We start from the raw sequence: 26,671 nt of genomic DNA, 5'->3' as shown, positions 1-26,671 counted from the left end.
AATATTTCTACTATTTTCTATTGGTTTTCCCACAATTCACCACTTTCCTAAAAAGTATCTTTTGGTGGGTGCTGTATTATTTGTTGCTTATGAAATCTGTTTGGCGTTATCCATTGGCTATGCAAAGAGTAGTAGGCAGGCTATAGAAGTTGGAATGATTAATTATCTTTGGCCAACATTAACAATCATTGCGAGTATTTTATTTAATCAGCAGAAAACGACATGGCTAGTGATTCCAGGGTTTATTATTTCTATGGTTGGTATTACTTGGGTTTTGGGCGATGAAGGTGGATTAAATTTTTCTTTAATGTTTACTAATATTCAATCAAACCCAATTAGCTACATTTTAGCATTTGTTGGGGCGATTATTTGGTCGGCTTATTGCGTTGTGACAGCTAAGTATGCAAAAGGTAAAAATGGGATTACATTATTCTTCATGTTGGTTGCGCTCACATTATGGATTCAATACGCTTTTGTGGGGACGAATGAATTTAATTTTACGTTAAAATCGACAATATATTTATTGCTTGCAGCTTCTGCTTTAGGTTTTGGTTATGCAGCGTGGAATGTTGGTATTTTACACGGCAATGTTATGATACTTGCAACGGCTTCATATTTTATTCCGATATTTTCTGCATTTTTTGCAGCAATAGTATTGGGTGCTACATTATCTTGGGGATTTTGGCAAGGCGTCATTATGATTTGTATTGGTTCTTTATGCTGTTTTGTTGCGACGAGAAGCGGTAAGTTGGGATAAGTTTTTAAGAGAGGGAAAATGAAATCTAAAATTATTTCTATAATTCTAGGAATAGGATTAATGCTGCATTTCAGCTATGCAGATACAAAGGTTATTTTGCATGAGGATGAAATATTCTTAATTGTTAAGGGGCAAAAGGCCGAGTGTGTCGGTGTTGCACCAATGGAATGTTTGCAAGTTAAATATTCATTGGATCAGGTTGAATGGGAGAATTTTTATGCAGGTATTGAAGGTTTTGAGTTTATAGAGGGAGAATCTGCGTTATTAAAAGTTAAGACGACTCAGATTAAAAATCCGCCTGCGGATATGTCTAATATTCATTATGAATTATTGGAAAAAATTGTTGTGATGCCGAGTGTGGATCGTGCTCATTAGCTATTAGATGTAAATCGCATAAAAAGGAGCTCGGCTCCTTTTTTTATTGCGTTAATTTTGTTGCTATTTATCTTTTTGATTATAAAAAACTAAAATTATATTTTGATCAATTTATGAAAATCATCTGGTTTATTAGCTATTATTTAATTTTATTCAATAAGATTCAAATGGTTAAGTTTTATTTGATATGTTTTTATAAATAAAAATATAAAGTTATTTTATGTACCGTAACCTTGGAATAAGAATAATTTATGCCTTTTTGAAATAAAAGTGGAAAAAAGTGGGGAAAAGTGGTAAAAATATAGCACGAGTACCTATATATGAAATTTTCTTTTACTATGTCGAATTTCCAACACATTTCTGTGCTTTTAAATGAAGCAATTGATGCCCTTAATATTCAACCAACAGGTATTTATGTTGATGGAACATTTGGCCGTGGTGGTCACTCCTCTGAAATTTTAAAAAAAATAGAATCAGGACACTTGATCAGTATTGATCGTGACCCTGCTGCTAAGCAGTGTGCAGAAGAAAAATTTAAAGGTAACTCTCATTTCTCATTTTATGCAGGTTGTATGAGTGAGATTAAAAATGCAGTGGCCCAATCAGGTTTTGAAAAAGTAGATGGCGTTTTATTAGATATTGGTGTTTCATCGCCTCAATTAGATGATGCTGATCGTGGATTTAGTTTTATGAAAGATGGTCCATTAGATATGCGCATGAATCCAGAAATGGGGATGAGTGCTGCAGATTGGGTAGCTGAAAGTAGCTTTGAGACAATGGCAAGTGTATTTCGTGAGTTTGGTGAAGAGAAATTTTCAGGTAGAATCGCGAATCACATTATAAAAAGCAGGGATATTGCTCCAATTACTACCACACATCAGTTGGCTGCAATTATTGCAGAAGCTGTACCTTTTAAAGATAAACATAAACATCCGGCTACACGAGTATTTCAAGCAATTAGAATTGCTGTGAATGAGGAGCTAACTGAATTATCTAAAACACTTGAGGCTGCATATTCAATGCTGAAGCCAGGTGGACGTTTAGTTGTGATTAGCTTTCATTCATTGGAAGATCGTATTGTTAAAAACTTTATGAACTATTATGCAAAACCTAAAGATTTAATGCCTGATTTACCTGTGGCACAGTTTGTAGAAGCACCAACATTAAAATTAATTAGTAAACCCGTTAAAGCGAGTGATGAAGAATCACTTAATAATCCAAGAGCCAGAAGTGCAATAATGAGAATTGCGGAGAAATTACCGTGAAAACAACAATAATGATTATAACATTAGGAATGATCGCAACAGGTGTTGGGATGTTAAAGATTAAAACAACTCAAGAACAGCGTCATTTATGGAATCAATATGAGAAAGCATTGAGCCATCAAAATGAGCTAAATGCAGAGTGGAATAAGCTAAAATTAGAAGAAAGTATGTTAATTACTTCTGTTTTATTAGATCACAATATTCGTGAACGTATGGGTATGGTCTTGCCAAAGCAAGACAGTATCGTTTATGTGGTTGAACAAAATAACTCTACTTTAGTCAGTACAAATAATAATGATAATGGGCGTTATGTTCAATAATTGTTATGGCTAACACTAAACTTGATAAAGTACAGCCATCTGTCAAAAATACTCGACGCGTTATTGTGTTGGGTATTTTTTACGTTTTAGGATTCTTACTTTTCATCAGTGCGTTTGGGTTGCAAATTGTTGAGCAACAATTTTTACAAACACAAGGTAATAATCGTGTCATTCGTACTGTAGAAATACCTGCGGTGCGCGGTATCATTATGGATCGTAATGAAGAATCATTAGCGGTTTCTACAGAAGTTCATTCGGTATGGGCAGATCCTTATGTTTTGTTAGATTATTCAGAATACTTCCCTGATTTGGCTCGAGCGCTACAGATGGATGAGTCTCATTTAAATGAGCTTATACGAAAACGTGAACAATCTAGATTTGTATGGTTGAAACGACAATTACCACCACATGAAACGAATACTTTGGCAAAACTTAATTTGCCTGGTATTTATATAGAAACTGAATATAAGCGGTTTTATCCAGATGCTGAAATGACAGCACAATTATTAGGATTTACTAATTCAGAAGATGTTGGGATTGAAGGTATTGAATTAACATTTGATGATCACTTGAAAGGTAAAATGGGGCGTAAACAAGTGATCCGTGATACTAAAAATCGTGTCATTGAACAGTTGCGTGTAGTAGAACCTGCCGTTGCGGGTAATGATTTGGAATTAACCATAGATCGCCGTATTCAACTAGCTGCTTATCAAGCATTAAAAAGTGCCATCATAGAACATCAAGCGAAGAGTGGTGCTGTTATGGTTGTGGATGCTTGGACTGGAGAAGTTTTAGCATTGGTGAGCCAGCCATCAGGTAATCCTAATAATTTACAGCATCGTATTCCTGAGTTGATGAAAAATCGTGCAATTTCAGATACGTATGAGCCAGGATCAACTATTAAACCATTTGTTGTAGCATTGGGCTTAGAATCACGTAAATGGAAGCCTGATACTGTAGTAGAAACAGGTTATCAATTTAAAGTGAATGGCAATTCAATCAAGGATGTTTCTAAATCTAATAGTATGAATTTGATTACTGTTTTGGTGAAGTCTAGTAATATTGGTGTGGCAAAAATTGCGCTTTCATTACCGCCAGATATTTTATGGAGTTTATATAAAAATTTAGGGATTGGCACACGAACTTCCTTAGGGATTAAAGGAGAACAATCTGGTCGTTTGGGAAGTGTTAAACCATGGCAACGTAATGCATTTGAGCACGCTACAAAATCTTTTGGTTATGGTATCAGTGTTAATACAGCGCAATTGACACAAATGTTTTCAGTATTTGCAAATGATGGTGTATTACAGCCATTAAGGATCGTTAAAAAATCACCTAAAGATTCTCAGCAAACAGCGCAACGTATTTTTTCTAAAGGCGTTAATGAAACGATGGTGTACATGTTGGAGCGTGTAATCACCGATAATCCAACAACTAAAGCTAAAGTTGCCAATTATCGTGTTGCAGGAAAATCAGGAACAGCGCGTAAGATTGAAAATGGACGTTATAGTAGTTCAAAACATAGAGCTTTTTATGCAGGATTTGGTCCTGTATCTAATCCACGTTATGTTGTCGTTGTGATGATTGATGAACCATCTAAAGGTCAGTATTATGGTGGTGCTGTTGCAGGTCCTGTATTCTCTTCAATTATGGGAGATACCCTGCGAATTTTAAATATTAAGCCAGATGGTTTGACAGAATTGCCCAAGTTGCAATTAATTTCTAATTAGTTAGCGTCAGATAGAGGAATATTATGAAACTCTCTCAATTATTTTCAAACTTAGATTTGACTAAGGCATTACAAGATATAGTCATCACAGGATTATCATCGGATAGTCGTTATGTGGAAAAAGGTGATCTATTTTTTGCTTTACAGGGTGAACATAATCATGGTTTGGATTATATAGATGCATTGAGAGAAAAGGGTGCCGTTGCCATTTTTTATGAGGGTGATTACGATAATCTTCCCACAGATATTCCAATGTTTAAAATTTCTAATGCATTAGAATTAATGCATGTCAGTGCGCCGATTTTCTATCGAGAATCATTAAAAATGGCAACATTGATTGGTATTACAGGTACCGAAGGTAAAACATCTGTGGCGATGTTTACTGCTAAAGCGCTGCAAAAATTTGGCCGTTATGTAGGAATGATTGGCACCAATGGCATAGGGCCTTTAGATCAATTAAAAGAAAATACCCATACAACGCCAGATTTTTTAGCACTGTATCGTTCGATTGATCAAATTGTTAAAGCATATCCTGCTCATAACGAGATTGATATTGTATTGGAAGTGACATCTCATGCGTTGGATCAAAAGCGTGTGAATGGTTTGTCTTTTGAAGTTTCAACTTTCTTGAACTTAGCACGTGATCATTTGGATTATCATCATACAGTGGAAGCTTATCGTGAAGCAAAAGAGCGTTTATTTAAAGAATATCCATCAAAAGCTTCTGTACTAAATATTTCAGATCCTGTAGGCAAAGAGTTATTCGATGATTTATCTGTTAAAAATGATCGTCCATTGTTTCCATTTGGCGAAGTAGAATGTGATCACGTAAATTATTTGAAAATCAGTAAAATTGATCTACACGCACAAGGTTTATGTTTTACATTAACTTATCATGGTGAATCGTATTTGATTGAAAGCCCTTTATTTGGTCATTTCAATGCATATAATTTGGTGGCAATGGTGGGGAATTTATTGGCGATGGGATTGCCAATGGATAAAATCGGTAGAATTTTGCCTGAAATCACATTGGTGAAAGGCCGAATGGAAGCATTACAATTACCGAATGGTGCGGTTGCTGTGATCGATTATGCTCATAAACCTAATGCTTTACTACAAGCATTAAAAGCACTCAAAAAACATATTCCAAATGGTGATTTATATTGTATCTTCGGTTGTGGTGGTGATCGTGATCGCGGCAAGCGCCCTTTGATGGCTGAGATTGCAGAAGAATATGCAGATTATGTGATTGTGACAAATGATAACCCAAGAACAGAAGACGAGAATTTCATCGCGGATGAGATTTTTACAGGATTTAAAGATCCACAGAAAAATATTGAACGAATTTTAGATCGTAAAAAAGCTATTGTGAACACATTAGCAAAAGCTCAGGCGGGCGATATCATTTTAATCGCAGGTAAAGGGCATGAAGATTACCAAATCATTGGTCAAACTAAACATCATTTTTCCGATGCTGAAGTTGTATCAGCATTCATTCATAAAGGGTAGTTAAAGTAATTTATGAAATTATCAGATGCGGCAAAAATTTTAAATGGCGAGTTAAGAGGTGAAGATGCAATTTTTTATGGTGCATCGACAGATACTCGCTCCATTCAGGCGGGTCAGCTTTTCTTTGCATGGAAAGGTGATAAGCATGATGCTCATAATTTTTTAGATAGTATTGAAGCACAAGGTGCAATTGGTGCTATTGTGGAACGTTATACACCATCAGTCAATATTAGTCAGATTATTGTAAAAGATAGCCAAAAAGCGTTGGGTGTTTTAGCTAAAGAATGGAAAAAACATTGGAAAGGTACAGCGATTGCTTTGACTGGCTCTAATGGTAAAACAACCTTAAAAGAGATGATTGCTTCAATTTTGAGAGAAAAAGGGCAAACATTGGCAACAGAAGGTAATTACAATAATCATGTCGGCTGTCCCTTAACTGTGCTCAAGTTAACAGATCAATATGAATATGCTGTTATTGAAATGGGTGCGAATCATTTTGAAGAGATTCGTTATCTCACAAAAATTGTGCAACCTAATGTTGCAATCGTAAACAATGCAGGCCCTTGCCATTTAGAAGGTTTTGGTAACATTGAAGGCGTTGCAAAAGCTAAAGGCGAAATCTTTGAAGGTTTAGGCAAAGATGGGATCGCAATCATTAATGCTGATGATGATTATGCACAATATTGGTTGAGTATTAATACAGATCATAAGATCATGACATTTGGTATTCGTAACGATGCAGATGTGATGGCAAAAAATATTCAAAAGCAATCTTTTGAATTAGTGATTCATGGTGAATCTATTCATGTCAATTTATCATTAGTTGGTATTCATAATATTTTGAATGCGTGTGCAGCAGCAGCGGCAACGTACTCTGTGGGCGCAACTTTAGAAGAAATTCAGCAAGGTTTAGAGAATTTGCATTGTGTGAAAGGCCGCTTGGAGAAAATTCAATTATCACCAAACCATATTCTGATCAATGATGCTTATAATGGTAATCCTGCTTCATTGAAAGCGGGGATCGATGCATTAGAAGGCATTGCGGATCATACTTGGTTGGTTTTGGGGGATATGCGTGAATTAGGTGATTTCGCTATAGAGTTACATGCAGAATGTGGCCAATATGCAAAATCTAAAGGATTTGATCAGTTATTAGCGTTAGGTGAGTTATCGAAGAAGAGCGCTGAAGCTTTTGGTGAAGGTGGTCATCATTTTGCTAATCATGATGATATCATTGCAACTTTACGTGATAATTTAAAAGCCATTCAAAATGAGTCGGTGGCAATTTTAGTAAAAGGCTCAAATTCAATGAAAATGTTTGTTGTTGCTGAAGCAATGATGAAACAATAAAGGATTTATAATATGTTATATGCTTTACTAAGCTATCTGGCAGAAGAACATTGGAGTGCGCTACGTGTTTTTCAATATATTTCTATGCGTGGTATTTGTGCTGTTTTGACAGCTTTAGTATTTGCGCTCTGCTTTGGTCCAAGCTTTATTCATCGTTTTCAGCAAAAACAGATAGGACAATTTGTTCGTGATGATGGGCCACAATCCCATTTATCAAAAAAGGGTACACCAACAATGGGTGGTATTCTGATCATAGTCAGTATCTCAGTTGCCGTTTTATTTTGGGCGGATCTTAGTAATGTGAATGTTTGGGTTGTTATGGGCATTTTATGGGGATTTGGCTATGTTGGATTTTTAGATGATTACCGTAAAGTTGTCAAAAAACAATCATTAGGATTACGTGCTAAAGAAAAATATTTATATTTAACGATTGGTGGCATCTTAGCTGCAGTAGTTTTATATATGACAGCAGGGCCTAAAGGTACAGATCTGCTCATTCCATATTTTAAAGATTGGTTTATTCCACTCGGTGTTTTATTCATTCCATTTGTTTATTTAGTGATTGTAGGCGCAAGTAATGCAGTTAACTTAACAGATGGATTAGATGGTTTAGCCATTATGCCGACAATTTTAGTTGCAGCTGGGTTGGCAATATTTGCTTATGCATCAGGGCACTTAGAATTTGCTCGTTATTTAGCCATTCCTTATGTGAAAGGTGCCAGCGAAATGGTCATTATTTGTGCTGCAATATTTGGTGCAGGTTTGGGTTTCTTGTGGTTTAATACATACCCTGCACAAGTCTTTATGGGAGATGTTGGCGCGCTAGCATTGGGTGGTGCATTAGGTACGATTGCTGTGGTTGTACGTCAAGAATTAGTATTCTTTATTATGAGTGGTCTATTTGTTGTTGAAACATTATCTGTCATGATACAAGTGGGGTCATATAAAGTTTTTAAAAAACGTGTCTTTAAAATGGCTCCCATTCACCATCATTTTGAATTAAAGGGATGGCCTGAGCCACGTGTGATTGTACGTTTTTGGATCTTAACTGTTATTTTAGTATTGGTTGGTTTAGCCTCTCTTAAAATTCGATAAATATGGCAGAAATTTACAAAGAGATTCAAACAGAAGCAAACTCAGAATTTACTGAACAAAAAAGTAAGTTTTTAGGGTTTGCTTTTCCCGTTTATGATGAACAAGAAATAAAAAATATCATCACTCGTTTACGGGCAGAACATCCTAATGCTAATCATGTTTGTTATGCTTATCGGTTAGGTGAACGCTATGATCTCTATCGTTTCAGCGATGATGGCGAACCAGGCGGTACCGCAGGACGCCCAATTTTTGGACAAATTGAAGCTTTTGGTTTGACCAATATTTTAGTGGCAAGTGTTCGTTATTTTGGTGGCATAAAGTTGGGTACTGGTGGTTTAGTTTCCAATTATCAAAAATCAGCAAAAGTGACTTTAGAATCAGCGCAGATTATAGAAAAACACATCATGGAAACTGTGACATTTTTATATGATTACGATGTCACTAATGATGTTCAAAAGTTAATCCATGATTTTTGTATTGTCGATGTTACAACTGAATATTTAGAACAGTGCCATTGTACTGTTCGTTTGGACATTGATCGTATAGAAGAGTTCAAAAATGCGATCAGCCAAAATCATCGTTTAGTGTTAGTAAAATAAATTTTAACTCATTCATATAACCATCTCTTAGGTAGAAAATTATGATGCAAATCTTAAAAGTTTCTCTAGCTATTGCAGGATTATCATTTTCTGCATTAACTTTTGCCATTGCTCAAACATCAGAAGTTAAAGTCCCAAAATTAGATAAAAAAATTTCACGAGAATCATTTTTACGAGATAAATTGACGGATAATACGGTTGCCTATATGCGTATTCCAACACAGTTTGGTATGGCGTTTAATCTCAAGAATAAAGCATCCGATAAAGTAATGGTGAATGATGTCAATGAACGCATGATGTTGCATCTCAAAAAAGTATTGCAAGATCCAAGTTTGGTGAATGAAGCATTAAAACAGTATATTTCTGTGCCCATAGATCAATTACCATTTGATTTGGGGCAGTTTACATCTTTTATATATACAGGTGTTGATGGGCCTATTGAAATTATGGGGACTGATTCTAATAAAATGCTTTCCCCTGCTACCCAAGCATTAATCGTGATTCCAGTTAAATATTCATCAGCTCAAGAGCTAGATGAAGCTCGCGCACGAATTTGGAAAGAAGACATTAATTTAACGAATCAAAATGGTTTTTATTCTGTACCACCTACAACATCCATGTATTTTGATGAAAAAGAGAAACGGTTGTTCATTGCTATTGCACAAAAAGCACCATCTGAAGATCAATTGAAGAAGCAGATTAGCGAGCTTAAAAGCACAAAAGAACATCGTATGTATGCGTATGAAAATCAGATTGATTTAACAGGGCAAAATTTATTTGCATGGGCTGATGTTACGGGGAGCCGTGATATGGTAGCAATGTTAGCTCAAAAAGAGTCGCCTCTTGCTGCAGAATTCTTTCAAAATACCGAGGGCTTAGCGTTTGGCGTAGGCACAACTATAAATCAGCAAGGGCAGGCTAAATTCATCACCAAAACAAATACACAAAAAATCTCTGTTTTGAAAGATTTTGCAAAGCCATTAGATTTTAAAACAGTAGGTGAGCCTAAATATTTCTCAGTGTTGGCATTGCCCTCTAAGCAGACAGTAGTAGAGGCTTTAAAGAAAAATCACGTATTAACCGATCAAGATTTGCAACAACTGATAGCACAATCACATGAAACATTATCTTTCAATATTTTAGATTTATTAGATATTATGGGGCCACAAGTCGTGGCATATGAAGATAATACAGGTTCTAATTTTGCAATTGGTATTCAAAATAAAACCGAATTTCAAAAGCTTATCAAAAATTTAGAAGCAAAAGAAGGTACAACACATACAGTTTATAAGGGGATTCATGAGCTTAAATTGAAGAATCCATTATTAGGCCTAATGCAGCAGTTAGGTAATCAACAATATACAGATGATATCGAAAATGCCATACGTGATTATGCATTATTACAACCTAACATTGTGGAAATTGTTTCAGCAATTTATGGTGTGCGCGCCTTAGATGTTAATTTTTATCTTTATTGGAATGAAGAGCAAAATTGGATCGTTTTCAATACATTACCTTATGCATTGGCTGAGCGCTCTAAAGCAAAATTTTCTATACCAAAATGGTTAGAAGGACAAGGTATTCGTTCTTCAGGACTGATTTTGAGCTATATGGGTGAAATCAAAGGTGCAGAAGAAGCTTGGTATCGTGATTATGTGAAATTTATGCGTAATAATTATGATTTATTGGGGCAAAAATTTGATCCATTTTCTATGCCATCACCCTCTTCTATGAAGTTTAATCCAACATCACGCATTGGCTTACATACAGCGATTGATCAAGAATGGGTTGTGGTTTCCTTAGATTATGATATTTCACCATTTTATGGCTATTCTATGCTAGTGGGACAGAGCGGTATTGGTTTAGTTGGTATAATGTCATCTTTTGCTTTACCAGCTTACCAAGATTATATAAAACGTACTTATGTTTCTGAGGGAATGGCTTTAGCCACAACAGCTAAATTGGCATCTACAGAATATTATGCGACGATGGGGCAATGGCCAAGTGATAATGAAGAAGCAGGTTTAGCCGATCCACAGTTTATCACAGGGCAAGCGGTGAACGGTATTGCTGTAACAGGTGGTGGACAAGTTTATATTTCTTATAACTATAAGGTTCAAGATGAAGGTTATTTGATTTTACAAGCTGATCCAACAGGAACAGGTTCGGTGAACTGGTATTGTTATCAAACAAATTTGGATGCTAAAGTTTTACCAACAGTGTGTCGTAATGATGTGATGTTTGCAGATGAAGCTTATGAATATGATGATGCTGCTGTAGAAGCTACAGAAGAAGCAGTTGAATAATTATAACTGATACTCATATTAGAAATCCTACATCAAACATGTGGGATTTTTTTGTGCTATATTCCTTGATTCGTATGGGGTTGATTCATAATTTAATGTGTAATTTTATGGTGATGAAAGGGTAACAATGATTGAGAGAATTCATTTGAATATATTGCGAGAGATCGAGCGGCAAGGATCTTTAACTGCAGCTGCAGATGCTTTGAATTTAACGCAATCAGCTTTGAGCCATACCATTAAGAAACTAGAAGGGCAGTTGAATACTGAGCTTTGGATCAAAGAAGGGAGAAAGCTTCGTTTAACAGAAGCAGGGCAATATTTACAAGATCAAGCCAATCGTTTATTGCCACAATTAGAAAGAGTGGATGAAAATCTTAAACGCTTTGCAAATCATGAAAAAGGTACATTGCATATTGGTATGGAGTGCCATCCTTGTTATCAATGGTTATTGAGTATTGTCAGTCCTTTTTTGCAGGAATCTCCGGGTGTTGATGTCGATGTCAAGCAGCGTTTTAAATTTGGTGGTATGGCGGCATTGTTTAATTATGATATTGATTTATTGATTACTCCAGATCCATGGACAATGACACAAATTGTTTTTACACCAGTATTTGGCTATGAATTGGTATTGGTTGTAGGAGACAATCATCCTTTGCGTGGGCAAGATTATATTGTTCCACAGGAGTTATTGGATGAAACACTATTTACTTATCCAGTAGAAACAGCACGTTTAGATATTTTTCAACAATTTTTAATTCCCGCACAATGTATGCCAAGGCAACATAAACAATTGGAAGATACTGAAATTATTTTACAAATGGTTGCAGCTAATCGTGGAGTTACGGCAATGCCTCGGTGGTTGATTGATAAATATCGAGAAAAATTACCTATTTATCCTATCAGCTTGGGTGCAGGAATTTTTAAACATATTTATGTGGGTTATCGTCAAGCAGATCAAAAAAACACACATATTCAGAAATTTATTGAGCTAGCAAAATGTGGTGGTTAATGATATTACCATCCACCTGTTGCACCACCGCCTCCGCTTCGACCTCCGCCACCACTTCGGCTATCAGAACTGCTTGAGCTGTTAGAGCTACTTGAGTGATAAGAACGAGATGATCTGTCATCATTATCTGAATTGCGTGAGTGTTGAGAAGAAGATATTACAAATAGGTTTTTGACATTATTAAACATTGAATAAATAAAGAATAGGATGAATCCAAATATAACTAACATCATCACTGCCATCATGATCCATCCTAGGGTACTGCCATTATTTTGTGGTGGAGTAGGTAAGGGCTCTTGTTTAATCAATGCAAGGATTGCATAAGTTGCTTGATTGATGCCTTGGTAATAATTCTGATTTTTAAAATGGGGCGCAAGGTATTCATTGAGGATTTTAGCGGCAGTGATATCAGGAATTGCTCCCTCTAATCCATAACCTACTTCAAGGCGCATTTTTCGGTCATTGACAGAAATAATGAGCAAAACACCATCATCAATATTTTTTCTGCCTAATTGCCATTCTTCCATCACACGAATACCGTAATCCACAATATCTTCATTGTTCAATTCTGGAATGATCAGTACAGCGATTTGTGAGCCTGATTCTCGTTCAAATTGCATGATTTTTTCATCCAATTTGGATTTTTCAGAAGCTTTTAAAACACTGGCACTATCCATTACGCCATTATTTAAAGGTGGAATAGCAGTTTGTGCCATACTCACACCCAAAATGCTATTGATGAGGATGATCCAAAGCCAAGCCATAAATTTTTGGATGGGCAAATAATGCGTCATGGCTTGTTCTCAAATTGTATGGGTTGATAATCAAACATATTGGCAATCAAAACATAAGGGACTTTACGAATGGTTGTATTGTATTCACGAATGGCTTCAATGTAGCGATTGCGTGCAACAGTAATGCGATTTTCTGTGCCTTCCAATTGCACCATTAAATTCTGATATAACTCATTGGCTTTCAGCTCAGGGTAATTTACTACCACAGCATGAAGCTGTGAAATTTGTTGATCCATTATTTTTTGAGTGTTTTCATACGATTGCAATGAATGTAATTGTGCGCGATTTCGGCTAATTTCTTTAAAAATGGATTGCTCATGCTCAGTATAATTTTGTACAGTTTCCGCAAGCTTAATAATCAAATCTGATTTTCTTTGATATTGATTCAAAACTTCAGAAGCGGCTGAATTTTGTTTTTCATCCAATGCTTGCACTGTATTGTAGTAGTTAATGAATAGTACACCAAAGATGATGACAATGATGGTGAGTGGAATGAAGACCCAATTGGTTGTTTTAGTCATGGTTTTATCATCTTTAACTTTTTGTTTTAAATCGTGAATATAAGTATTATAAGCCATATGTTTGAGATAATGAATCACCAATCACTGCTTGCACCACCGCCACCACTTTTTCCACCACTGCCGGAGCGATTGTTTGAGTTATTGCGTGATGATCCTCCTGAGCTAGAAACGCTTAGATTAATATTAATAGGATTTTTTAGTAATCCTGTATATAAGCCAATCATTTGGATTACTAAAAAAGTTCCAGATATTGTTAAGTTTGATAGATTCGATACATTAAATAAGAACAAACCTATAAATAGCGTTGCAGAAGATGGTAAGGCTTGAAAACAGACTTTAAAAAATTTATTGGTTTTAAGATTAGTGCCCGTATCCAGTAAATAATAGAGGAAAATGGCTGTAAATATGATTAATGTATGTTGCCAAGACCAATGTCCTGTAAAAGCTAGAAAGATTGAGTAAAAAAATGTGAAAAACAGCGCAAGGAAAAATGCTGTAATACTGCCTGAATATAATAACTCAAATGCATTATTGGGCTCATCTTGCATACGTTTAACTTTTTTCATGTAGGTAATGAAGCGATTATCAGGTTTGTTAATTTGCGGTGGTTTCTTAGATTTTTGATGCTTTCCTTTTTTGTTCTTTTTGCCACGATTTTTTAAAGCATTTTCTTCTTCCTTGATCTCAGTATCAATCTCTTTTTTATTGAAGGCATAAAAAGTGAATAAGATGCCAAATATGATTGTCATTGCGCCCACAATGAATACACTGAAGATCATTGCGATGGATAGAAGGTGAGGTAGCCATTGCAAAGCAAGCATTTGAACCCAATAAGGCAAATGATCTTTTAAGCCTTGCTCTCCAAATTGAATACCATTGGGGATGTCAGGATTGAAGCTCCCATATTGAATGAAGAGCGAAACTATAATGGCAATGATGGGAATGCTATAAAAAGGATAACGGCGGATTACTGTATAGATTACAGCCAACCACATCAAAAATGACATGCCAATTAAATAACCAAAGAGAATGTCTAAAAAGCCAAAGTCATCGGGTGATTTTGTGATGACTAATTCAGCAAAGCCTTGCTGGCCGATGATATAAAGCACTATGGGGCATAGAACTAAGAAATTTTTAAGATATTTAAAAGGATTTTGCATAGTTTTTTATGATAGAAAGCAATAAATTAAATTGTACTTGAACATCATAAAGCATATTGAGGTAAAGGCTAGGATATTCAATAATTGATTTTGTACAGGATCATCTTTAATCTAAAGATCGATTATTAATAAGAGCTAAAGCAAACGATATGAAGGACTTTATTTTAGAAAACGAAAATGTTTTATTGCGCCCATTAACCGCAGAAGATTTTGCATTATTGTTGCCATATTCATTGAATGAGCCTGAAACTTGGCATTTTTCACCTAGAAGCGCAGCAGGTGAAGATAATCTTCGTGAATATATGAATTATGCTTTAACGAGAAAAGCAGAAGGCACTGAATATCCTTTTGTGGTGATTGATAAAAAATCAGGGCAGTGCATGGGGAGTACTCGTTATTATAATATCAGCGAATGCAATCGCAATTTAGAGATTGGTTTTACTTGGTATGGTAAAGCATTTCGTGGTACGGGCATTAATAAGCAATGTAAGTTCTTATTGTTGCAACATGCCTTTGAAGTAATGAATATATTACGCGTTGGCTTTAAAGCAGATGCTACAAATGCTGTGAGCGTTGCTGCAATGAAAAGTATAGGTGCAAAAGAAGATGGCATTCTTCGCCAAGATACATTAATGCCAGATGGTCGATTTAGAGATACAATGGTTTTGAGCATTCTGCAACATGAATGGCACGATTCAGTGAAAGCCATGTTGATGGCAAAATTGGCTAAATAATCATATTGAAATCACTCCTGACATAATGATGTCAGGAGCACTTCGTTAACATTCGTCACAGGCCAAGTTTAATGGTTCATGTGTGCTAGCAAGATAAAAATCTACTTGATGATTTTTATCTTTATTCAATGTAATGATTGCATAAGTTTTCTCTTTACGGCCACGAGGATAAGCGATGCTACCAGGATTTACTAATAATATACCATTGATTAAACTTGCTTTTGCAATATGAGAATGTCCATATAGAGCAATTTCCGCACCTTTTTGTTGGGCACTGTTATGTAATTTGTCTAATGATGATTTAACGCCATGCATATGACCATGTGTCATATAGATTTTATGTTGTCCAATTTTAATGAATAACTCATTCGGTAAAGTGCGATCATAATCACAATTGCCACGCACAATATGGATATTTTTAAGAATAGGATCAAAATTCATCAGTTCTGAATCCCCACAATGGAATATAGCTGTGACATCAGAATGATGGTTAAAGATTTCTTTGAGTGGCAAAACTAGCCCATGTGTATCACTAATCACTAAGATTTTTCTATTTTTTGTCATAATTTTAGTTCTTGCTGTTAGATTAAGATGCGCTATCGTCGCGTTGTTTTGTAATAACTATATAAAATTGTCTTAAAAAATACTATATTGATGAGAGTAATTTCCATTTAATATGATCATTGGACAAATCAATATGTTGAGTCAAGTAGAAACAATCACAATCGATGGCGTTAATTTCTCTTTCGTGCAAGTAAAAGATATTTTGGATCAGCTACCTGAAAATAGCTGGTTAGCAGCCAAAAGTGATGAATTCTTAGAGCATAGTATCTTCTTTCATGAGGGTGATGTTGAGTTACCTTTTATACGGTTGGGAGAATTGCCCTCTTGGTCATTGGGTTATTTCATCATTGGTGATGTAAAAGTTGGCAGAATCATTGAAGCGAGCGATGATATGGCAATGGGCTTGATTGTTGATGGTAATTTAACAGCAGATCACATACGCGCAGGTGGTAATGAAATTTATGTTTCGGGTGATTTGCAAGTGAATGGATTATTCTTTGGTAAATATAATCATGGCTCTTTGAGAGTAGAAGGCGAAAGTTTTGCCAATGCATTTATTTCGGATGATTATTCAGGTTGGATTGACAATCATCATTGGGCAATGACAGATGATGAGTGCTTTGATGATGAACAAATCAGTGATGAAGAATATCATGAAGCATGTGTAGAAATTTTAGAGGCGATTCGCCCTGAATTTTTATTAGAACAAGAAGAAGTGGATGAACCATTCTTGTGGGCGCAATTGCTCAATTATTATGAGCTTGAAAAAGCGATGAAGCACAATGCGCCAATCCTGCAAGATTCCTTTATTGAAGAACATCAAATTCAATTCTTGGCTGAGCCACAAGAATATCAGGCAATTGCATTGCCTACGGACTTTGTTGTGAATACAGTTGCTAATATTCACAATGAATTGAGTACAACAGAAGTGGAAGCATTGGCGAAAACAATGACAGGATTAACACATTCCCATATCTTTGTACCAGAAGCTTTATACAACGATGATCATGGTTTATCTGTGAAGTTTTTGGAAGGTTATCCTGAGCGTTTATTCTTGGAATTCATCGCAGTTCGTTCTGAATATCAAGGTGAATTGCCACACAATATCCAAATGGGCATGAATGGCGCAGCATTGAAAGCGCAATTTGGTGATCGTTATGCAGAAGAAACTTTTGAAGAGTATGAGGATTCAGCGCAAGGCACAATCACTTTGGATGATTTAATGATTGAACTATTGCTAGAAAATGATGCTGTGACTTTTGTGAAGTATCAAATTTCAGAAAGTTGAGAACCTTCGCTATAATGAATGTTTCCGTAATTGGCTGTTAAAAAGGGAAGCATGAGCGAATTAAAAACATTAACTGAGAAAGAATTAGCATTCATTCTGCATTGGGGTGAAATGGGCAATCGTTGGGGTGTGAATCGCACGGTTGCTCAAATTCATGCGTTATTGTTTATTCGTGGTGAATGTTTAACAGCAGAGATGATTTGTGAATTGCTTGGCATTGCTCGCTCGAATGCTAGCAATAGCATTAAAGAATTAGAGCGCTTAGGTTTAGTTAAGCGTACGCACATTTTGAATGATCGCAAAGATTATTTTGAAACGTCAGGCGATGTTTGGGAACTATTTAGAATCATTGCGCGTGAACGCATTGAGCATGAATTAAAGCCCACAGAAGCAATGCTCAATGATTTATTGAATGATCCTGATTTTAAAAAAGAGAGTGAAACTTTCCAAACACGCACAAAAGAGAGCGCAGAACTATTACATTCATTGATCACATTGGGTGATCAAGTTTTAGTGTTTTCATCGAAAAGCTTAAAGAATATTTTAAAAGCAGGTTCTGGCTTAGGGAAATTCTTATTAGGCTTTAAAGGTGATAAAAAATGATGCGATGGATGGCGATATGCTTCATGAGTTTATTGACGATCTCATTAGCTGTGAGCGAAGATAAAATTACATATCAAGCCATTGAAAACTCACCGAATAAAACCATTTTGGATAAGATTGATCCGGAATTATTGGTGATTTATCCTGCAGAACAAGAACGATATACTATTACTGTATTTACGGATGTATTTTGCCCGTATTGTCGTAAACTGCATCAAAATTTGAATCAATTTACTGATAATGGCATCACAGTTCGCTTTGTACCCTTTCCATTAACGAGAGATTCTAATCCTGTATTGGAATCCATTTGGTGCGCACCAAAAGATCAGCAGCAGTTTTTGTTGGATGTTGGCATGTTGCAGATGAAATTCAAAGCGCAATCATGTGATTTTCCTGTAATTGATGAAGCTAGAAAGTTTTCTAAAGAATTAAAAGTTTATGGCACGCCATCCATTTTCTTGGAAGATGGCAGAAAAGTGAGTGGATTTATGTCGCCAGCTGAAATCATTGATGGCTTAGAAGGGCGCTTGAACTTCGATGAATGGCGCCCAGCGCATTTGCGAAACCAATAGCTTATTTAAGTTGATATAATAGTTTTCTTATGTAAATAATAAAAATAATTATGAAAAAAGAAAATCTTGTTCAAATCATCTGTAGTATTTTATCACTAATTTTTTGGATCAGTGTGATGGTACTTTTGGTTATATTTGCAGATAATCATGTAAAATTAGATTCGTTTCCATATGTTACGGGCGAATATCTCAGAAAAATACTGCAAACAATTTCACCAGTAGTTGCTATTAATATTTTGCTGATTTTGAAAATGTGGAAGACTCGCAAACCTTCTTATCAGCCTCAGCATTTTGAGTGGGATATTGAGCCTGATATGGATGATGATTCACAGAGCAAGGAAAAGTAAATTCATAAGTTTGTAGAGATTGAATTAATTAAGGTTTATTTCAAATGGTGTCCTGTGCATATGAAAAACTAGAAGCTTTTTAGACTGAAAAAGCAGGGTGAAATTGTACCGTGCCATGCGGAATAGTTTCATCGCATAAAGTTTGTGCCATAAAATATTCTTGTGGAACGCCATCTACAACTAATGCACTTTGTGCTTGGAAGCCAAATTTCTGATAATAATCAGGCTCTCCTAAAACAACACAACCATTCGCATTTTGATCTTTTAATTGCTGTAATCCAGCTTGAATTAATGCTTTGCCAATTCCTTGCTTTTGATGTGAAGGCAACACAGAAACAGGAGCCAGCACAAACCATTTATCATCTTTGCCATCAATTGTGATGGGTGAAAATGCAATGTGCCCAACAACTTGATTATTCTCTGTTGCAACCAATGAAATGGTTAATGCTTTAGCTTGGCGTAATTGATAAATAATTAAATGCTCAACTGTGCCTTTTTGTGGATCTTGATGAGGATGATCTTTAAAAGCAATCAATGTCAGTGCTTCAATAATTGGAATGTCTCGATGTGTTTCAGGTCGGATTGTGATCATAAATGTACCTCAACTAGCTAGCTAAATGATATCAATGGCATTTTTGTGACCATTAAGAAGAATATAATCATAGCACCACTGAATCCAATATAACCCAAAATTTCCCAAGTTCTTTGATAGCATTTGTATTTTGGGTTTAAAGGTTCGTTGTTATGTACCGCTTGATCTGTCATTTGTTTCATTTTGACTTGTAACCAAACCACAGGCAACCAAGCTGCACCGACAATGATATACATTAAATAGATATTCAAAAACCAATCAGATAATAAGCTCATTTTCATAATATGAGCAAGCATAATACCTGTGATTGGCTGAATGATCACAGTTGGTGTTGTGATCACCCAATCCAAAAATACAACGGTACGATTGGCAAAATATTGGGCTTGTAAACTGCCTGAGCGATTCGCTAAAAATACATACAACGCGCTCCCAAAGCCTGTGCCAATCATTAATAGTGATGAAATGATGTGGAAGTATTTTAAGACATAATAAGCATTAAACATGGCGATTTTCCTCCAATGAATAAGTGATCCAAAGTAGTGAGAGAATCGGAAGGTTTTTCAATAATGTGCCAAATGGTTCGCGCCAAATTTCAGGTGCAAAAGTGGTAATGATGATTGTGTAGCCCAAAACAACGATGAATAACATTGCCCAAATGAATCGAGAAGGGCAAAGCAGTGCAATAATTCCACATAAAACATCCATCGCAACTAATCCATAAAAGAGCGGTTCTTGCCAACTTTTTGGGAATGGTAAAGGATCTAATAATTGCAAGCGTGCAACGGGATCGCTTAATAACAGTGGAATCAAACCTGAAGCGATGAACACAATGCCCAATGTGATTTGGCTAATGAGATAGATTTTATTTGTTGTCATATTTTTCTCGCTTTTTGCCCCATGATTGATTGGTAATCATCCCGTGTATTGACACTGCCTGCGCGCAATAGTGCAAAAGCATATTTGCCTGCGATGGATGGCATCACTGTACCGAGCATGTTCATAGAAGTTGCCATTATCCATTCAGGCAATGGCAAAATGATGAGTTTAGAATTAAAGCGTTTTAAATAATTGCCCAAAGTAATGCTCTCTGTGCCTACTTCAAATATTTGTGAGGTCAAGTCCATTGGCAATAAAGTCATAATAAAGTTCACTAAATCATCAATATGAATGGGGGAAACTGCATAATTGGGATTTTTTGGGAAAGCTAAAATTGGTAGCTTAGATAATTTTTTGAAAAACTTTGTGCTTGCACCATTATCCGCATATACCAAAGACGGGCGCACAATATAACTTGTGACATTGCTCTCTAATAAGTGTTGATCCAATGCATATTTATATTTGAGATAAGGAATTTCAGTTGGATTGGGATATTGGCTGAGTGCTGAAAGAGAAATGATTTTCTTCACGCCTAACTCTATACAACGGTCCAAAAATGACTTTTGCACATTATAAACGACTTTGTGCTTGCTTTCTCCAAAACCAGGTGCAATACCAATCGCATTGATGATGATCGTTTCATGGTTAATTAAATCTACAAGTTTATCTAATTGTGTGAGTTCAGTGCGGTTTGGTAGCCAATATTCTAAGTTTTGTTGTTTTAATGCTTTTGCGATATGTGAGCCAACCATGCCAGTGTTGCCTAAGAGAATGATCATTATTTGTATCTCCTATTGATTGAGTATGATCATAGGTTATTTGTTTTTGTAATTTCTGTCAATACAGAAAATAAAGAATTAAATGAAATTAGTCAGACTCTATTTTGTTGATCATGGAATGTGGTACAAATATAGAAATATTCAAAATTTTCTTGGGAGTGATGATGAAAAGAATTGGTTTAATTGGCGGAATGAGTTGGGAATCGACTGATTTGTATTATCAGCAGATCAATCGTGCTGTACAAAAGCGCTTGGGTGGATTGCATTCAGCAAAGATCGTTTTAACGAGTGTGGATTTTGCAGAAATTGCAGAATTACAAAAGCAAGGTGATTGGGAAACAGCAGGGAATATCTTAGCTTATGAAGCAAAAGCTTTAGAAAAAGCGGATGCAGATTGTGTTTTATTATGCACCAATACAATGCATAAAGTCACAGAACAGATTGAGCAGGCAATTAATATTCCTTTCATTCACATTGCAGATGCGACAGCAACCTCAATTAAAACACACAATATACAAAAAATAGGTTTGTTAGGCACAGCGTTCACGATGGAACAGGATTTTTATAAATCGCGCTTACAAGATCAAGGTATCGATGTAATTGTCCCGCAAATCAATGAGCGTAAAACTATTCATGAAGTGATTTTCAATGAACTATGCTGTGGCATTATCAAAGAGGACTCCAAACAAAAATACATTGATATCGCGAATCAATTAATCGCAGAAGGTGCTGAAGGGATTATTTTAGGTTGCACGGAAATTTGTATGTTGATTGGTGATGTTGATTTCAGCGTGCCAACTTTTGATACAACCACAATTCATGCGATGGCTGCGGTGGATTTTGCTATTATGTCTTGAAGGTTGTAATTAGATTGAGGCTCTGAGTCATGATTATTTATTTTTTAGTTGTAATAGGCATTATATATTTGCCGTTGCGTTTGGCTGCACAATTTTCTGATGCTGAAAATATATCATATTCACAAACATTGATAGTGGCCGTTTTGGTTGCCATTGCACAAACTGTGATTGCGGGTATATTATTTCAAAGCTTTCCATTATTGGGTACGCTCATAGCGATTATTGTGACTGTTATGATAGGCATGAAATTATTTGGTATACCCTCTCAAAATTTTTTAAAATTTGCAGGCTTATTTTTGGCAATGAATTATTTAGCACGCATGATTGCTATCATTGTAATTTCATCCTAATACTAAACTCCAAATTAGATACATCTATCACATTTGGAAAACAGTATTGAATGATGGAGGATATAGGTGATTCTTCATTAAAATATCATTAGTATCATGATTTTTAGTTGATTATTGATTTTGAATGATCATCTTGTTATGGTGATTCATTTTGTAAAATCTCTATGAATATCAAATAATAATATTAAGTTTAAAATATTGTTTAATGTTAGATCTGGGTATTGAAAAAGTATAAGAAAAAATACAAAAACAATAATTGTAGTGAGTTTGTAAAAACTAATCTTAGATTAATTTTATTATTATCAATGTGTTGCTGTTTTTGTTTAAAAAATATTGTGATTATTTTGAAATAAATCAAAAAAAAGCTATTTTTATTTTTATTTTGTAGTAATCTTACTGCCTTGTAAAAACATTAAAAAAACAGTTTTTTTGGGAGGATTCATGTCAAAAAGAGAAAGCTGGAGTAATCAGCTGTTATATATCTCGACTGTTGCGGGTGCAACCATTGGTTTTGGCGCAACTTGGCGCTTTCCTTATCAAGTCGGGCAAAATGGCGGTGGTGCATATCTTTTAGTCTTTATTTTAGCGATGATTGTATTGGGTGTGCCAATGTTGATGGCAGAACATGTGATTGGTCGTCGTTTACATACGAATACTATTGATGCTTTTAGTCGTGGCTCATTGCCAAATCCTATTTCTAAATGGTGGAAAGGTATTGGGATTTTAGCAATCATTGGTGCCTTTGGAATCCTAGCTTATTATATGGTTTTGGGCGGATGGGTATTTGGTTATATTGCCGATATTGTTATGGGTTCTATCGATTTATCTAAACCATTGGCCAATGAAACGATTGAAGAATTCTTTAAAGGCTCAATTACAAACTCATGGAAGATTTCTTTCTATACTTTCTTATTTGTGGTGATCAACTACTACATATTGACTAAAGGGATCATTCAAGGTATTGAAAAATTAATTTCCCGCATCATGCCATTATTCTTGGTGATTTTAATTGTTATGGTGATTTATGCCTTACAATTGAATAATGCAATGGAAGGTGTGAAATTCTATTTGATTCCTGATTTTAGTAAAATCAATGCAAATATTTTCTTACAAGCTTTAGGCCAAGTATTCTTTGCATTAAGTTTAGGTTTTGGTGTAATGATTACGTTATCTTCTTATTTAAATAAGAAAGAGAATATGGTGAGAATCAGTTTGATTACAGGTGTTATTAATACAGTGATTCCATTGATGTTGGGCTTTGTCATTTTCCCAGCATTGTTCTCGGTGGGTATGGAACCATCATCAGGTCCAACATTAGTATTCCAAGCATTGCCTGTTGTATTTTCTAGTATGCCATTTGGTACAGTATTTGGTATCGCATTCTTCACATTACTCATGCTCGCAGCATTGACGACATCCATTACAATTTACGAGGTGATTATTACAACATTAGTTGAGAAAACACCTGTGAGTCGTAAATTTGCAACATTCATTACATTGGCCGTAATCTTTTTATTGGGTAACTTACCAAGTGTATTATCTGATGGTCCTTGGCGCGATGTTCGTGTATTTGGTATGTCTATTTTTGATGCATTTGACTTCATCAGTGCTAACGTATTTTTCATCTTAACAAGTTTCTTATCATGTATCTTTATTGGTTTTGTATTGAAAAGAGCTGCAATGTTAGAAGAAATTACCAATGACGGTACAGTAAATAATAAATTAGCAGTTCCATTATTTTATTATATTAAGTTCTTTATTCCATTATTAATTGCTGTCATTGCGGTAATGAATTTTGTGTAACCATTGATTGATGTAAGATTTAATCAGCCCCAATTATATAATAATTGGGGTTTTTACTTTAAGGAGAAATAAAGATGCCACATGTTATCATTGAGTGCTCAAAGAGAGATTTGGTCAAAAATTGTGATCAGTTATTGCTAAACATTAATCAAGCTTTATTGGACACAAAAGAGTTTGTTGCTGCAGATATTAAAAGCCATTGTTATGTACCTGATTATGTTTTGTCGGGTTTGGATGAATCACAAGATGCTTTTATTTCTATCAGCTTAAAAATCATGCCAGGGCGAAATGATGTGGTACAAAAAGATATGGCAGAACGAATTTTGTCTGCTGTAAGAGCTGAATTATCCAATAATGATGGTAAGAATGTGCAGATCATGGTGGAAGTGACAGAATTAAATGTGAAGCAATATCATAAGATTACTGTTTAATGTAAAAAAGCTCCCTTTCGGGAGCTTTTGAAATGCTTCAAATATTACTCAGCTTATTTATAACGAGAAATATCTAAACCTTCAGTATCAATTTCTGGTTTATTACCCGCAATGATATCAGATAAATAAGCACCTGAACCACAAGATTGTGTCCAGCCTAATGTGCCGTGACCCGCATTGATGAAGAAGTTCGTATATTCAGTCCCGCCAATGATTGGTGTGCTATCTGGTGTTTTAGGGCGTAAGCCGGTCCAGAATTCAGCTTTAGGTAGATCGCCGCCGCCAGGATAGAGGTCATTTGTAACAAATTCTAATGTTTTACGGCGCTTAGGATTCAAATTCAAATTGTAACCTGAAATCTCAGCCATACCGCCAATGCGAATACGATTATCAAAACGCGTGATGGCAATTTTGTATGTTTCATCCAAAATTGTTGAAGTTGGTGCAGATGTTTCATCAATGATTGGTGCTGTTAATGAGTAACCTTTCAATGGATAGATCGGAGCTTTGATCCCGATTTTCTTCAATAAGAATGGTGTATAAGTACCTAAGCAATCTACAAAAATATCCGCAGTGTGCACAACACCATTAGCTTTAATGCCAGTAACTTTATTGTGTTCAACTAAGATATCTTCAATATTTTGACCAAATTTGAATTCAACGCCCATGCCTTTAGCAATGTCTGCTAATCGATTGGTGAATAAGAAACAGTCGCCTGTTTCATCGCCTGGTAATCGTAAAGCACCTGCCAATTTATGAACAGATTCTTTTAAACCTGGTTCAACTTTTAAAATACCATCTTGATCCAATACTTCATAAGGTACATTGAATTTTTCTAAGATTTCAATATCAGCTTTAATTGCTTCCATTTGCTTAGCTGTTCTTAATACTTGTGTTGTACCTAATGATCTATTTTCGTAATAGATATCTGTATCTTTTCTCAACTGAACTAAACAGTCACGGCTATATTCGGATAATCGTACTAAGCGTGATTTGTTGACAGCATATTTACTGCTTGTACAGTTTAAAAACATGTTCCACATAAACTTATACTGATTCAGATCAGCAGTTGGTCTTATCGCCAATGGAGCATGTTCTTCCAACATCCATTTAATTGCTTTCAATGGAATGCCTGGTGCCGCCCAAGGTGTCGCATAGCCTGGGGAAATTTGTCCAGCGTTGCCGTAGCTTGTATCTAGTGCAGGGCCTTCATGACGTTCGAATACAGTCACTTTGTAGCCTTTTTTGGCAAGATAATAAGCTTGCGTTGTCCCAACGACACCAGCACCTAAAATGATGATGTTCATGAATCCTCCTAAAATTTTTTAACTGATTTAGCAATGAAAGCGTGCACTACTATACAGTAGATTGAGCGGTAGAATGTAGTTGTTTTGAAGTATTTCTTGCATCTTAATTGCTAGTCAGATTTTTTATTCGTAGAAAGATTGTAGTCTGTGTTTGAGTTTGTTATTTTGGATGTTAAATTGAATAAAAATATGGAGATAAATCATGCGCTTATTTGTTTTTGATCATTGCCCATTTTGTGTGCGAGCTTTATTGGCTGTTGGTTTGAAAGCATTACCTGTTAAAATTTCTTATATTTTGGAAGATGACATAGAAACACCAACAAAAATGATCGGCAAGCAGATGGTACCAATTTTAGAATATGAAGCAGGGAAATACATGCCAGAGAGTTTGGATATTGTGAAATATCTCGATGCTAATTTTGGTGAGGAAATTTTCACTGAAGCACAGAATCCCAAAGTTGTAGCTTGGATTGATGATCATTTTGGCAGAGTGAATGAATATGTGATGCCCCGTTTTGCTGAAATGGATTTTCCTGAATTTGCAACAGATAGTGCGCGTCAATTATATATTACACGGCATGAAGAGCGCATAGGTTGCTCATTTGCAGAGTTATTGGAAAAATCTGAAGAATATAAAATTGTATTAGAACAAGCTCTAGCAATTTTGGAAGAGTTTGTGGCATTAGAGAGAATTCAAGAGCATCAAAAATATTCATTGGATGATATTATTTTATTTCCATTATTGAGAGCCTTGACTTGTGTAAAAGATTTAACGTTGC

Annotated in this window: 30 protein-coding genes; 21 read left to right on the top strand and 9 right to left on the bottom strand. The window is 35.5% G+C overall.

What is annotated here, in order from left to right; all coding sequences use genetic code 11:
* The 11 genes from yddG to BZK14_RS05195 form a co-directional block, all read left to right on the top strand.
* Positions 1-757, top strand: a 757-nt coding sequence (gene yddG, locus BZK14_RS05245) for an aromatic amino acid DMT transporter YddG (protein WP_077925515.1), incomplete at its 5' end; no start/stop codon positions are given.
* Between the two features lie 18 nt (positions 758-775).
* On the top strand, positions 776-1,132 hold the full coding sequence (locus tag BZK14_RS05240; protein WP_077925512.1) for a DUF4377 domain-containing protein: 357 nt from the start codon (positions 776-778) through the stop codon (positions 1,130-1,132).
* Positions 1,133-1,470: 338 nt separating this feature from the next.
* Positions 1,471-2,397 (top strand): 16S rRNA (cytosine(1402)-N(4))-methyltransferase RsmH, encoded by a 927-nt coding sequence (gene rsmH, locus BZK14_RS05235; RefSeq protein WP_077925511.1) that lies wholly within the window; start codon positions 1,471-1,473, stop codon positions 2,395-2,397.
* The gene (gene ftsL / locus BZK14_RS05230; RefSeq protein ID WP_245831172.1) at positions 2,394-2,717 is read left to right on the top strand and encodes a cell division protein FtsL; all 324 of its coding nucleotides are present in this window, start codon (positions 2,394-2,396) and stop codon (positions 2,715-2,717) included. The genes rsmH and ftsL overlap by 4 nt, the downstream gene beginning before the upstream one ends.
* Before the next feature lie 5 nt (positions 2,718-2,722).
* A complete protein-coding gene (locus BZK14_RS05225; protein WP_077925510.1) occupies positions 2,723-4,447 on the top strand; it encodes a peptidoglycan D,D-transpeptidase FtsI family protein in 1,725 nt (574 codons plus the stop codon).
* Between the two features lie 23 nt (positions 4,448-4,470).
* The gene (locus tag BZK14_RS05220) at positions 4,471-5,955 is read left to right on the top strand and encodes a UDP-N-acetylmuramoyl-L-alanyl-D-glutamate--2,6-diaminopimelate ligase (RefSeq protein WP_077925509.1); all 1,485 of its coding nucleotides are present in this window, start codon (positions 4,471-4,473) and stop codon (positions 5,953-5,955) included.
* Positions 5,956-5,967: 12 nt separating this feature from the next.
* Positions 5,968-7,305 carry a UDP-N-acetylmuramoyl-tripeptide--D-alanyl-D-alanine ligase gene (locus BZK14_RS05215; protein ID WP_077925508.1) on the top strand — a complete coding sequence of 446 codons (1,338 nt, stop codon included), beginning with the start codon at positions 5,968-5,970 and terminating at the stop codon, positions 7,303-7,305.
* 12 nt (positions 7,306-7,317) lie between these two features.
* Positions 7,318-8,400, top strand: a complete 1,083-nt coding sequence (mraY, locus tag BZK14_RS05210; RefSeq protein ID WP_077925507.1) for a phospho-N-acetylmuramoyl-pentapeptide-transferase — start codon at positions 7,318-7,320, stop codon at positions 8,398-8,400.
* Positions 8,401-8,402: 2 nt separating this feature from the next.
* A complete protein-coding gene (locus BZK14_RS05205; protein WP_077925506.1) occupies positions 8,403-8,999 on the top strand; it encodes an IMPACT family protein in 597 nt (198 codons plus the stop codon).
* A 41-nt stretch (positions 9,000-9,040) separates the two neighbouring features.
* Positions 9,041-11,305 (top strand): pilin, encoded by a 2,265-nt coding sequence (locus BZK14_RS05200; protein ID WP_077925505.1) that lies wholly within the window; start codon positions 9,041-9,043, stop codon positions 11,303-11,305.
* Positions 11,306-11,432: 127 nt separating this feature from the next.
* On the top strand, positions 11,433-12,314 hold the full coding sequence (locus tag BZK14_RS05195; protein WP_077925504.1) for a LysR family transcriptional regulator: 882 nt from the start codon (positions 11,433-11,435) through the stop codon (positions 12,312-12,314).
* Positions 12,315-12,319: 5 nt separating this feature from the next.
* Here BZK14_RS05195 and BZK14_RS05190 read toward each other — a convergent pair whose 3' ends face one another.
* Genes BZK14_RS05190 through BZK14_RS05180 form a run of 3 tightly spaced genes read right to left on the bottom strand, consistent with a single transcriptional unit; the run spans position 12,320 to position 14,789 of the window.
* A complete protein-coding gene (locus BZK14_RS05190; protein ID WP_077925503.1) occupies positions 12,320-13,108 on the bottom strand; it encodes a TPM domain-containing protein in 789 nt (262 codons plus the stop codon).
* Positions 13,105-13,707: a LemA family protein gene (locus BZK14_RS05185; RefSeq protein ID WP_077925502.1), complete on the bottom strand. Its 603-nt coding sequence runs from the start codon at positions 13,705-13,707 to the stop codon at positions 13,105-13,107. The genes BZK14_RS05190 and BZK14_RS05185 overlap by 4 nt, the downstream gene beginning before the upstream one ends.
* Positions 13,704-14,789 (bottom strand): hypothetical protein, encoded by a 1,086-nt coding sequence (locus tag BZK14_RS05180; RefSeq protein WP_143691358.1) that lies wholly within the window; start codon positions 14,787-14,789, stop codon positions 13,704-13,706. The genes BZK14_RS05185 and BZK14_RS05180 overlap by 4 nt, the downstream gene beginning before the upstream one ends.
* A gap of 149 nt (positions 14,790-14,938) precedes the next feature.
* Here BZK14_RS05180 and BZK14_RS05175 point away from each other — a divergent pair, with 149 nt between their 5' ends.
* On the top strand, positions 14,939-15,523 hold the full coding sequence (locus BZK14_RS05175) for a GNAT family N-acetyltransferase (protein ID WP_077925500.1): 585 nt from the start codon (positions 14,939-14,941) through the stop codon (positions 15,521-15,523).
* A gap of 45 nt (positions 15,524-15,568) precedes the next feature.
* Here BZK14_RS05175 and BZK14_RS05170 read toward each other — a convergent pair whose 3' ends face one another.
* The gene (locus BZK14_RS05170) at positions 15,569-16,087 is read right to left on the bottom strand and encodes a metallophosphoesterase (protein ID WP_077925499.1); all 519 of its coding nucleotides are present in this window, start codon (positions 16,085-16,087) and stop codon (positions 15,569-15,571) included.
* 133 nt (positions 16,088-16,220) lie between these two features.
* Here BZK14_RS05170 and BZK14_RS05165 point away from each other — a divergent pair, with 133 nt between their 5' ends.
* Genes BZK14_RS05165 through BZK14_RS05150 form a run of 4 tightly spaced genes read left to right on the top strand, consistent with a single transcriptional unit; the run spans position 16,221 to position 18,897 of the window.
* Complete coding sequence (locus BZK14_RS05165; RefSeq protein ID WP_143691357.1) at positions 16,221-17,375, top strand: hypothetical protein; 1,155 nt, start codon at positions 16,221-16,223, stop codon at positions 17,373-17,375.
* Positions 17,376-17,426: 51 nt separating this feature from the next.
* Positions 17,427-17,978, top strand: a complete 552-nt coding sequence (locus tag BZK14_RS05160) for a GbsR/MarR family transcriptional regulator (protein ID WP_077925497.1) — start codon at positions 17,427-17,429, stop codon at positions 17,976-17,978.
* The gene (locus tag BZK14_RS05155) at positions 17,975-18,550 is read left to right on the top strand and encodes a thioredoxin fold domain-containing protein (RefSeq protein ID WP_077925496.1); all 576 of its coding nucleotides are present in this window, start codon (positions 17,975-17,977) and stop codon (positions 18,548-18,550) included. The genes BZK14_RS05160 and BZK14_RS05155 overlap by 4 nt, the downstream gene beginning before the upstream one ends.
* A gap of 50 nt (positions 18,551-18,600) precedes the next feature.
* A complete protein-coding gene (locus tag BZK14_RS05150) occupies positions 18,601-18,897 on the top strand; it encodes a hypothetical protein (RefSeq protein WP_143691355.1) in 297 nt (98 codons plus the stop codon).
* A gap of 79 nt (positions 18,898-18,976) precedes the next feature.
* On the opposite strand, the gene BZK14_RS05145 is transcribed toward BZK14_RS05150, so the two are convergent.
* The 4 genes from BZK14_RS05145 to BZK14_RS05130 are packed head-to-tail and all read right to left on the bottom strand — an operon-like array spanning position 18,977 to position 21,144.
* On the bottom strand, positions 18,977-19,489 hold the full coding sequence (locus tag BZK14_RS05145) for a GNAT family N-acetyltransferase (RefSeq protein WP_143691353.1): 513 nt from the start codon (positions 19,487-19,489) through the stop codon (positions 18,977-18,979).
* Between the two features lie 17 nt (positions 19,490-19,506).
* Positions 19,507-19,992 (bottom strand): DUF2269 family protein, encoded by a 486-nt coding sequence (locus BZK14_RS05140; protein WP_077925494.1) that lies wholly within the window; start codon positions 19,990-19,992, stop codon positions 19,507-19,509.
* Positions 19,985-20,365, bottom strand: coding sequence for a DoxX-like family protein (locus BZK14_RS05135; protein WP_077925493.1), 381 nt, complete (start codon positions 20,363-20,365; stop codon positions 19,985-19,987). Before BZK14_RS05135 ends, BZK14_RS05140 begins: the two co-directional genes overlap by 8 nt.
* Positions 20,362-21,144: an NAD-dependent epimerase/dehydratase family protein gene (locus BZK14_RS05130; protein WP_077925492.1), complete on the bottom strand. Its 783-nt coding sequence runs from the start codon at positions 21,142-21,144 to the stop codon at positions 20,362-20,364. The genes BZK14_RS05135 and BZK14_RS05130 overlap by 4 nt, the downstream gene beginning before the upstream one ends.
* Positions 21,145-21,308: 164 nt before the next feature.
* On the opposite strand from BZK14_RS05130, the gene BZK14_RS05125 reads away from it, so the two are divergent.
* From BZK14_RS05125 to BZK14_RS05110, 4 genes are all read left to right on the top strand, one after another.
* Entirely contained in the window at positions 21,309-22,001 is a 693-nt protein-coding gene (locus BZK14_RS05125; protein ID WP_077925491.1) for an aspartate/glutamate racemase family protein, read from the top strand.
* A 29-nt stretch (positions 22,002-22,030) separates the two neighbouring features.
* Positions 22,031-22,351, top strand: coding sequence for a hypothetical protein (locus BZK14_RS05120; RefSeq protein WP_077925490.1), 321 nt, complete (start codon positions 22,031-22,033; stop codon positions 22,349-22,351).
* A 441-nt stretch (positions 22,352-22,792) separates the two neighbouring features.
* The gene (locus tag BZK14_RS05115) at positions 22,793-24,154 is read left to right on the top strand and encodes a sodium-dependent transporter (protein ID WP_077925489.1); all 1,362 of its coding nucleotides are present in this window, start codon (positions 22,793-22,795) and stop codon (positions 24,152-24,154) included.
* A 74-nt stretch (positions 24,155-24,228) separates the two neighbouring features.
* Entirely contained in the window at positions 24,229-24,585 is a 357-nt protein-coding gene (locus BZK14_RS05110; protein WP_077925488.1) for a 5-carboxymethyl-2-hydroxymuconate Delta-isomerase, read from the top strand.
* Positions 24,586-24,638: 53 nt separating this feature from the next.
* Here the strand turns inward: BZK14_RS05110 and BZK14_RS05105 are convergent, their stop codons facing one another.
* Positions 24,639-25,892, bottom strand: a complete 1,254-nt coding sequence (locus BZK14_RS05105; RefSeq protein ID WP_077925487.1) for a D-amino acid dehydrogenase — start codon at positions 25,890-25,892, stop codon at positions 24,639-24,641.
* Positions 25,893-26,094: 202 nt separating this feature from the next.
* On the opposite strand from BZK14_RS05105, the gene grxB reads away from it, so the two are divergent.
* On the top strand, positions 26,095-26,671 hold a 577-nt coding region (gene grxB / locus BZK14_RS05100; protein WP_077925486.1), incomplete at its 3' end, for a glutaredoxin 2.

The organism is Wohlfahrtiimonas larvae (assembly GCF_002006755.1).
GTDB lineage: Bacteria > Pseudomonadota > Gammaproteobacteria > Cardiobacteriales > Wohlfahrtiimonadaceae > Wohlfahrtiimonas > Wohlfahrtiimonas larvae.
Note: the sequence above shows the minus strand (reverse complement) of the source record. Positions and strands in the feature narration are given on the sequence as shown.

Coding starts and splice junctions, on each gene's coding strand:
- BZK14_RS05170 (WP_077925499.1), bottom strand. CDS start 16,087: ATGACAAAAAATAGAAAAATCTTAGTGATTAGTGATACACATGGGCTA.
- BZK14_RS05160 (WP_077925497.1), top strand. CDS start 17,427: ATGAGCGAATTAAAAACATTAACTGAGAAAGAATTAGCATTCATTCTG.
- BZK14_RS05225 (WP_077925510.1), top strand. CDS start 2,723: ATGGCTAACACTAAACTTGATAAAGTACAGCCATCTGTCAAAAATACT.
- BZK14_RS05200 (WP_077925505.1), top strand. CDS start 9,041: ATGATGCAAATCTTAAAAGTTTCTCTAGCTATTGCAGGATTATCATTT.
- BZK14_RS05110 (WP_077925488.1), top strand. CDS start 24,229: ATGCCACATGTTATCATTGAGTGCTCAAAGAGAGATTTGGTCAAAAAT.
- BZK14_RS05220 (WP_077925509.1), top strand. CDS start 4,471: ATGAAACTCTCTCAATTATTTTCAAACTTAGATTTGACTAAGGCATTA.
- BZK14_RS05105 (WP_077925487.1), bottom strand. CDS start 25,892: ATGAACATCATCATTTTAGGTGCTGGTGTCGTTGGGACAACGCAAGCT.
- BZK14_RS05190 (WP_077925503.1), bottom strand. CDS start 13,108: ATGACGCATTATTTGCCCATCCAAAAATTTATGGCTTGGCTTTGGATC.
- BZK14_RS05130 (WP_077925492.1), bottom strand. CDS start 21,144: ATGATCATTCTCTTAGGCAACACTGGCATGGTTGGCTCACATATCGCA.
- BZK14_RS05195 (WP_077925504.1), top strand. CDS start 11,433: ATGATTGAGAGAATTCATTTGAATATATTGCGAGAGATCGAGCGGCAA.
- BZK14_RS05175 (WP_077925500.1), top strand. CDS start 14,939: ATGAAGGACTTTATTTTAGAAAACGAAAATGTTTTATTGCGCCCATTA.
- mraY (WP_077925507.1), top strand. CDS start 7,318: ATGTTATATGCTTTACTAAGCTATCTGGCAGAAGAACATTGGAGTGCG.
- BZK14_RS05115 (WP_077925489.1), top strand. CDS start 22,793: ATGTCAAAAAGAGAAAGCTGGAGTAATCAGCTGTTATATATCTCGACT.
- BZK14_RS05150 (WP_143691355.1), top strand. CDS start 18,601: ATGAAAAAAGAAAATCTTGTTCAAATCATCTGTAGTATTTTATCACTA.
- BZK14_RS05165 (WP_143691357.1), top strand. CDS start 16,221: ATGTTGAGTCAAGTAGAAACAATCACAATCGATGGCGTTAATTTCTCT.
- BZK14_RS05145 (WP_143691353.1), bottom strand. CDS start 19,489: ATGATCACAATCCGACCTGAAACACATCGAGACATTCCAATTATTGAA.
- BZK14_RS05120 (WP_077925490.1), top strand. CDS start 22,031: ATGATTATTTATTTTTTAGTTGTAATAGGCATTATATATTTGCCGTTG.
- BZK14_RS05155 (WP_077925496.1), top strand. CDS start 17,975: ATGATGCGATGGATGGCGATATGCTTCATGAGTTTATTGACGATCTCA.
- rsmH (WP_077925511.1), top strand. CDS start 1,471: ATGTCGAATTTCCAACACATTTCTGTGCTTTTAAATGAAGCAATTGAT.
- BZK14_RS05215 (WP_077925508.1), top strand. CDS start 5,968: ATGAAATTATCAGATGCGGCAAAAATTTTAAATGGCGAGTTAAGAGGT.
- BZK14_RS05205 (WP_077925506.1), top strand. CDS start 8,403: ATGGCAGAAATTTACAAAGAGATTCAAACAGAAGCAAACTCAGAATTT.
- BZK14_RS05140 (WP_077925494.1), bottom strand. CDS start 19,992: ATGTTTAATGCTTATTATGTCTTAAAATACTTCCACATCATTTCATCA.
- BZK14_RS05125 (WP_077925491.1), top strand. CDS start 21,309: ATGAAAAGAATTGGTTTAATTGGCGGAATGAGTTGGGAATCGACTGAT.
- BZK14_RS05180 (WP_143691358.1), bottom strand. CDS start 14,789: ATGCAAAATCCTTTTAAATATCTTAAAAATTTCTTAGTTCTATGCCCC.
- BZK14_RS05240 (WP_077925512.1), top strand. CDS start 776: ATGAAATCTAAAATTATTTCTATAATTCTAGGAATAGGATTAATGCTG.
- BZK14_RS05135 (WP_077925493.1), bottom strand. CDS start 20,365: ATGACAACAAATAAAATCTATCTCATTAGCCAAATCACATTGGGCATT.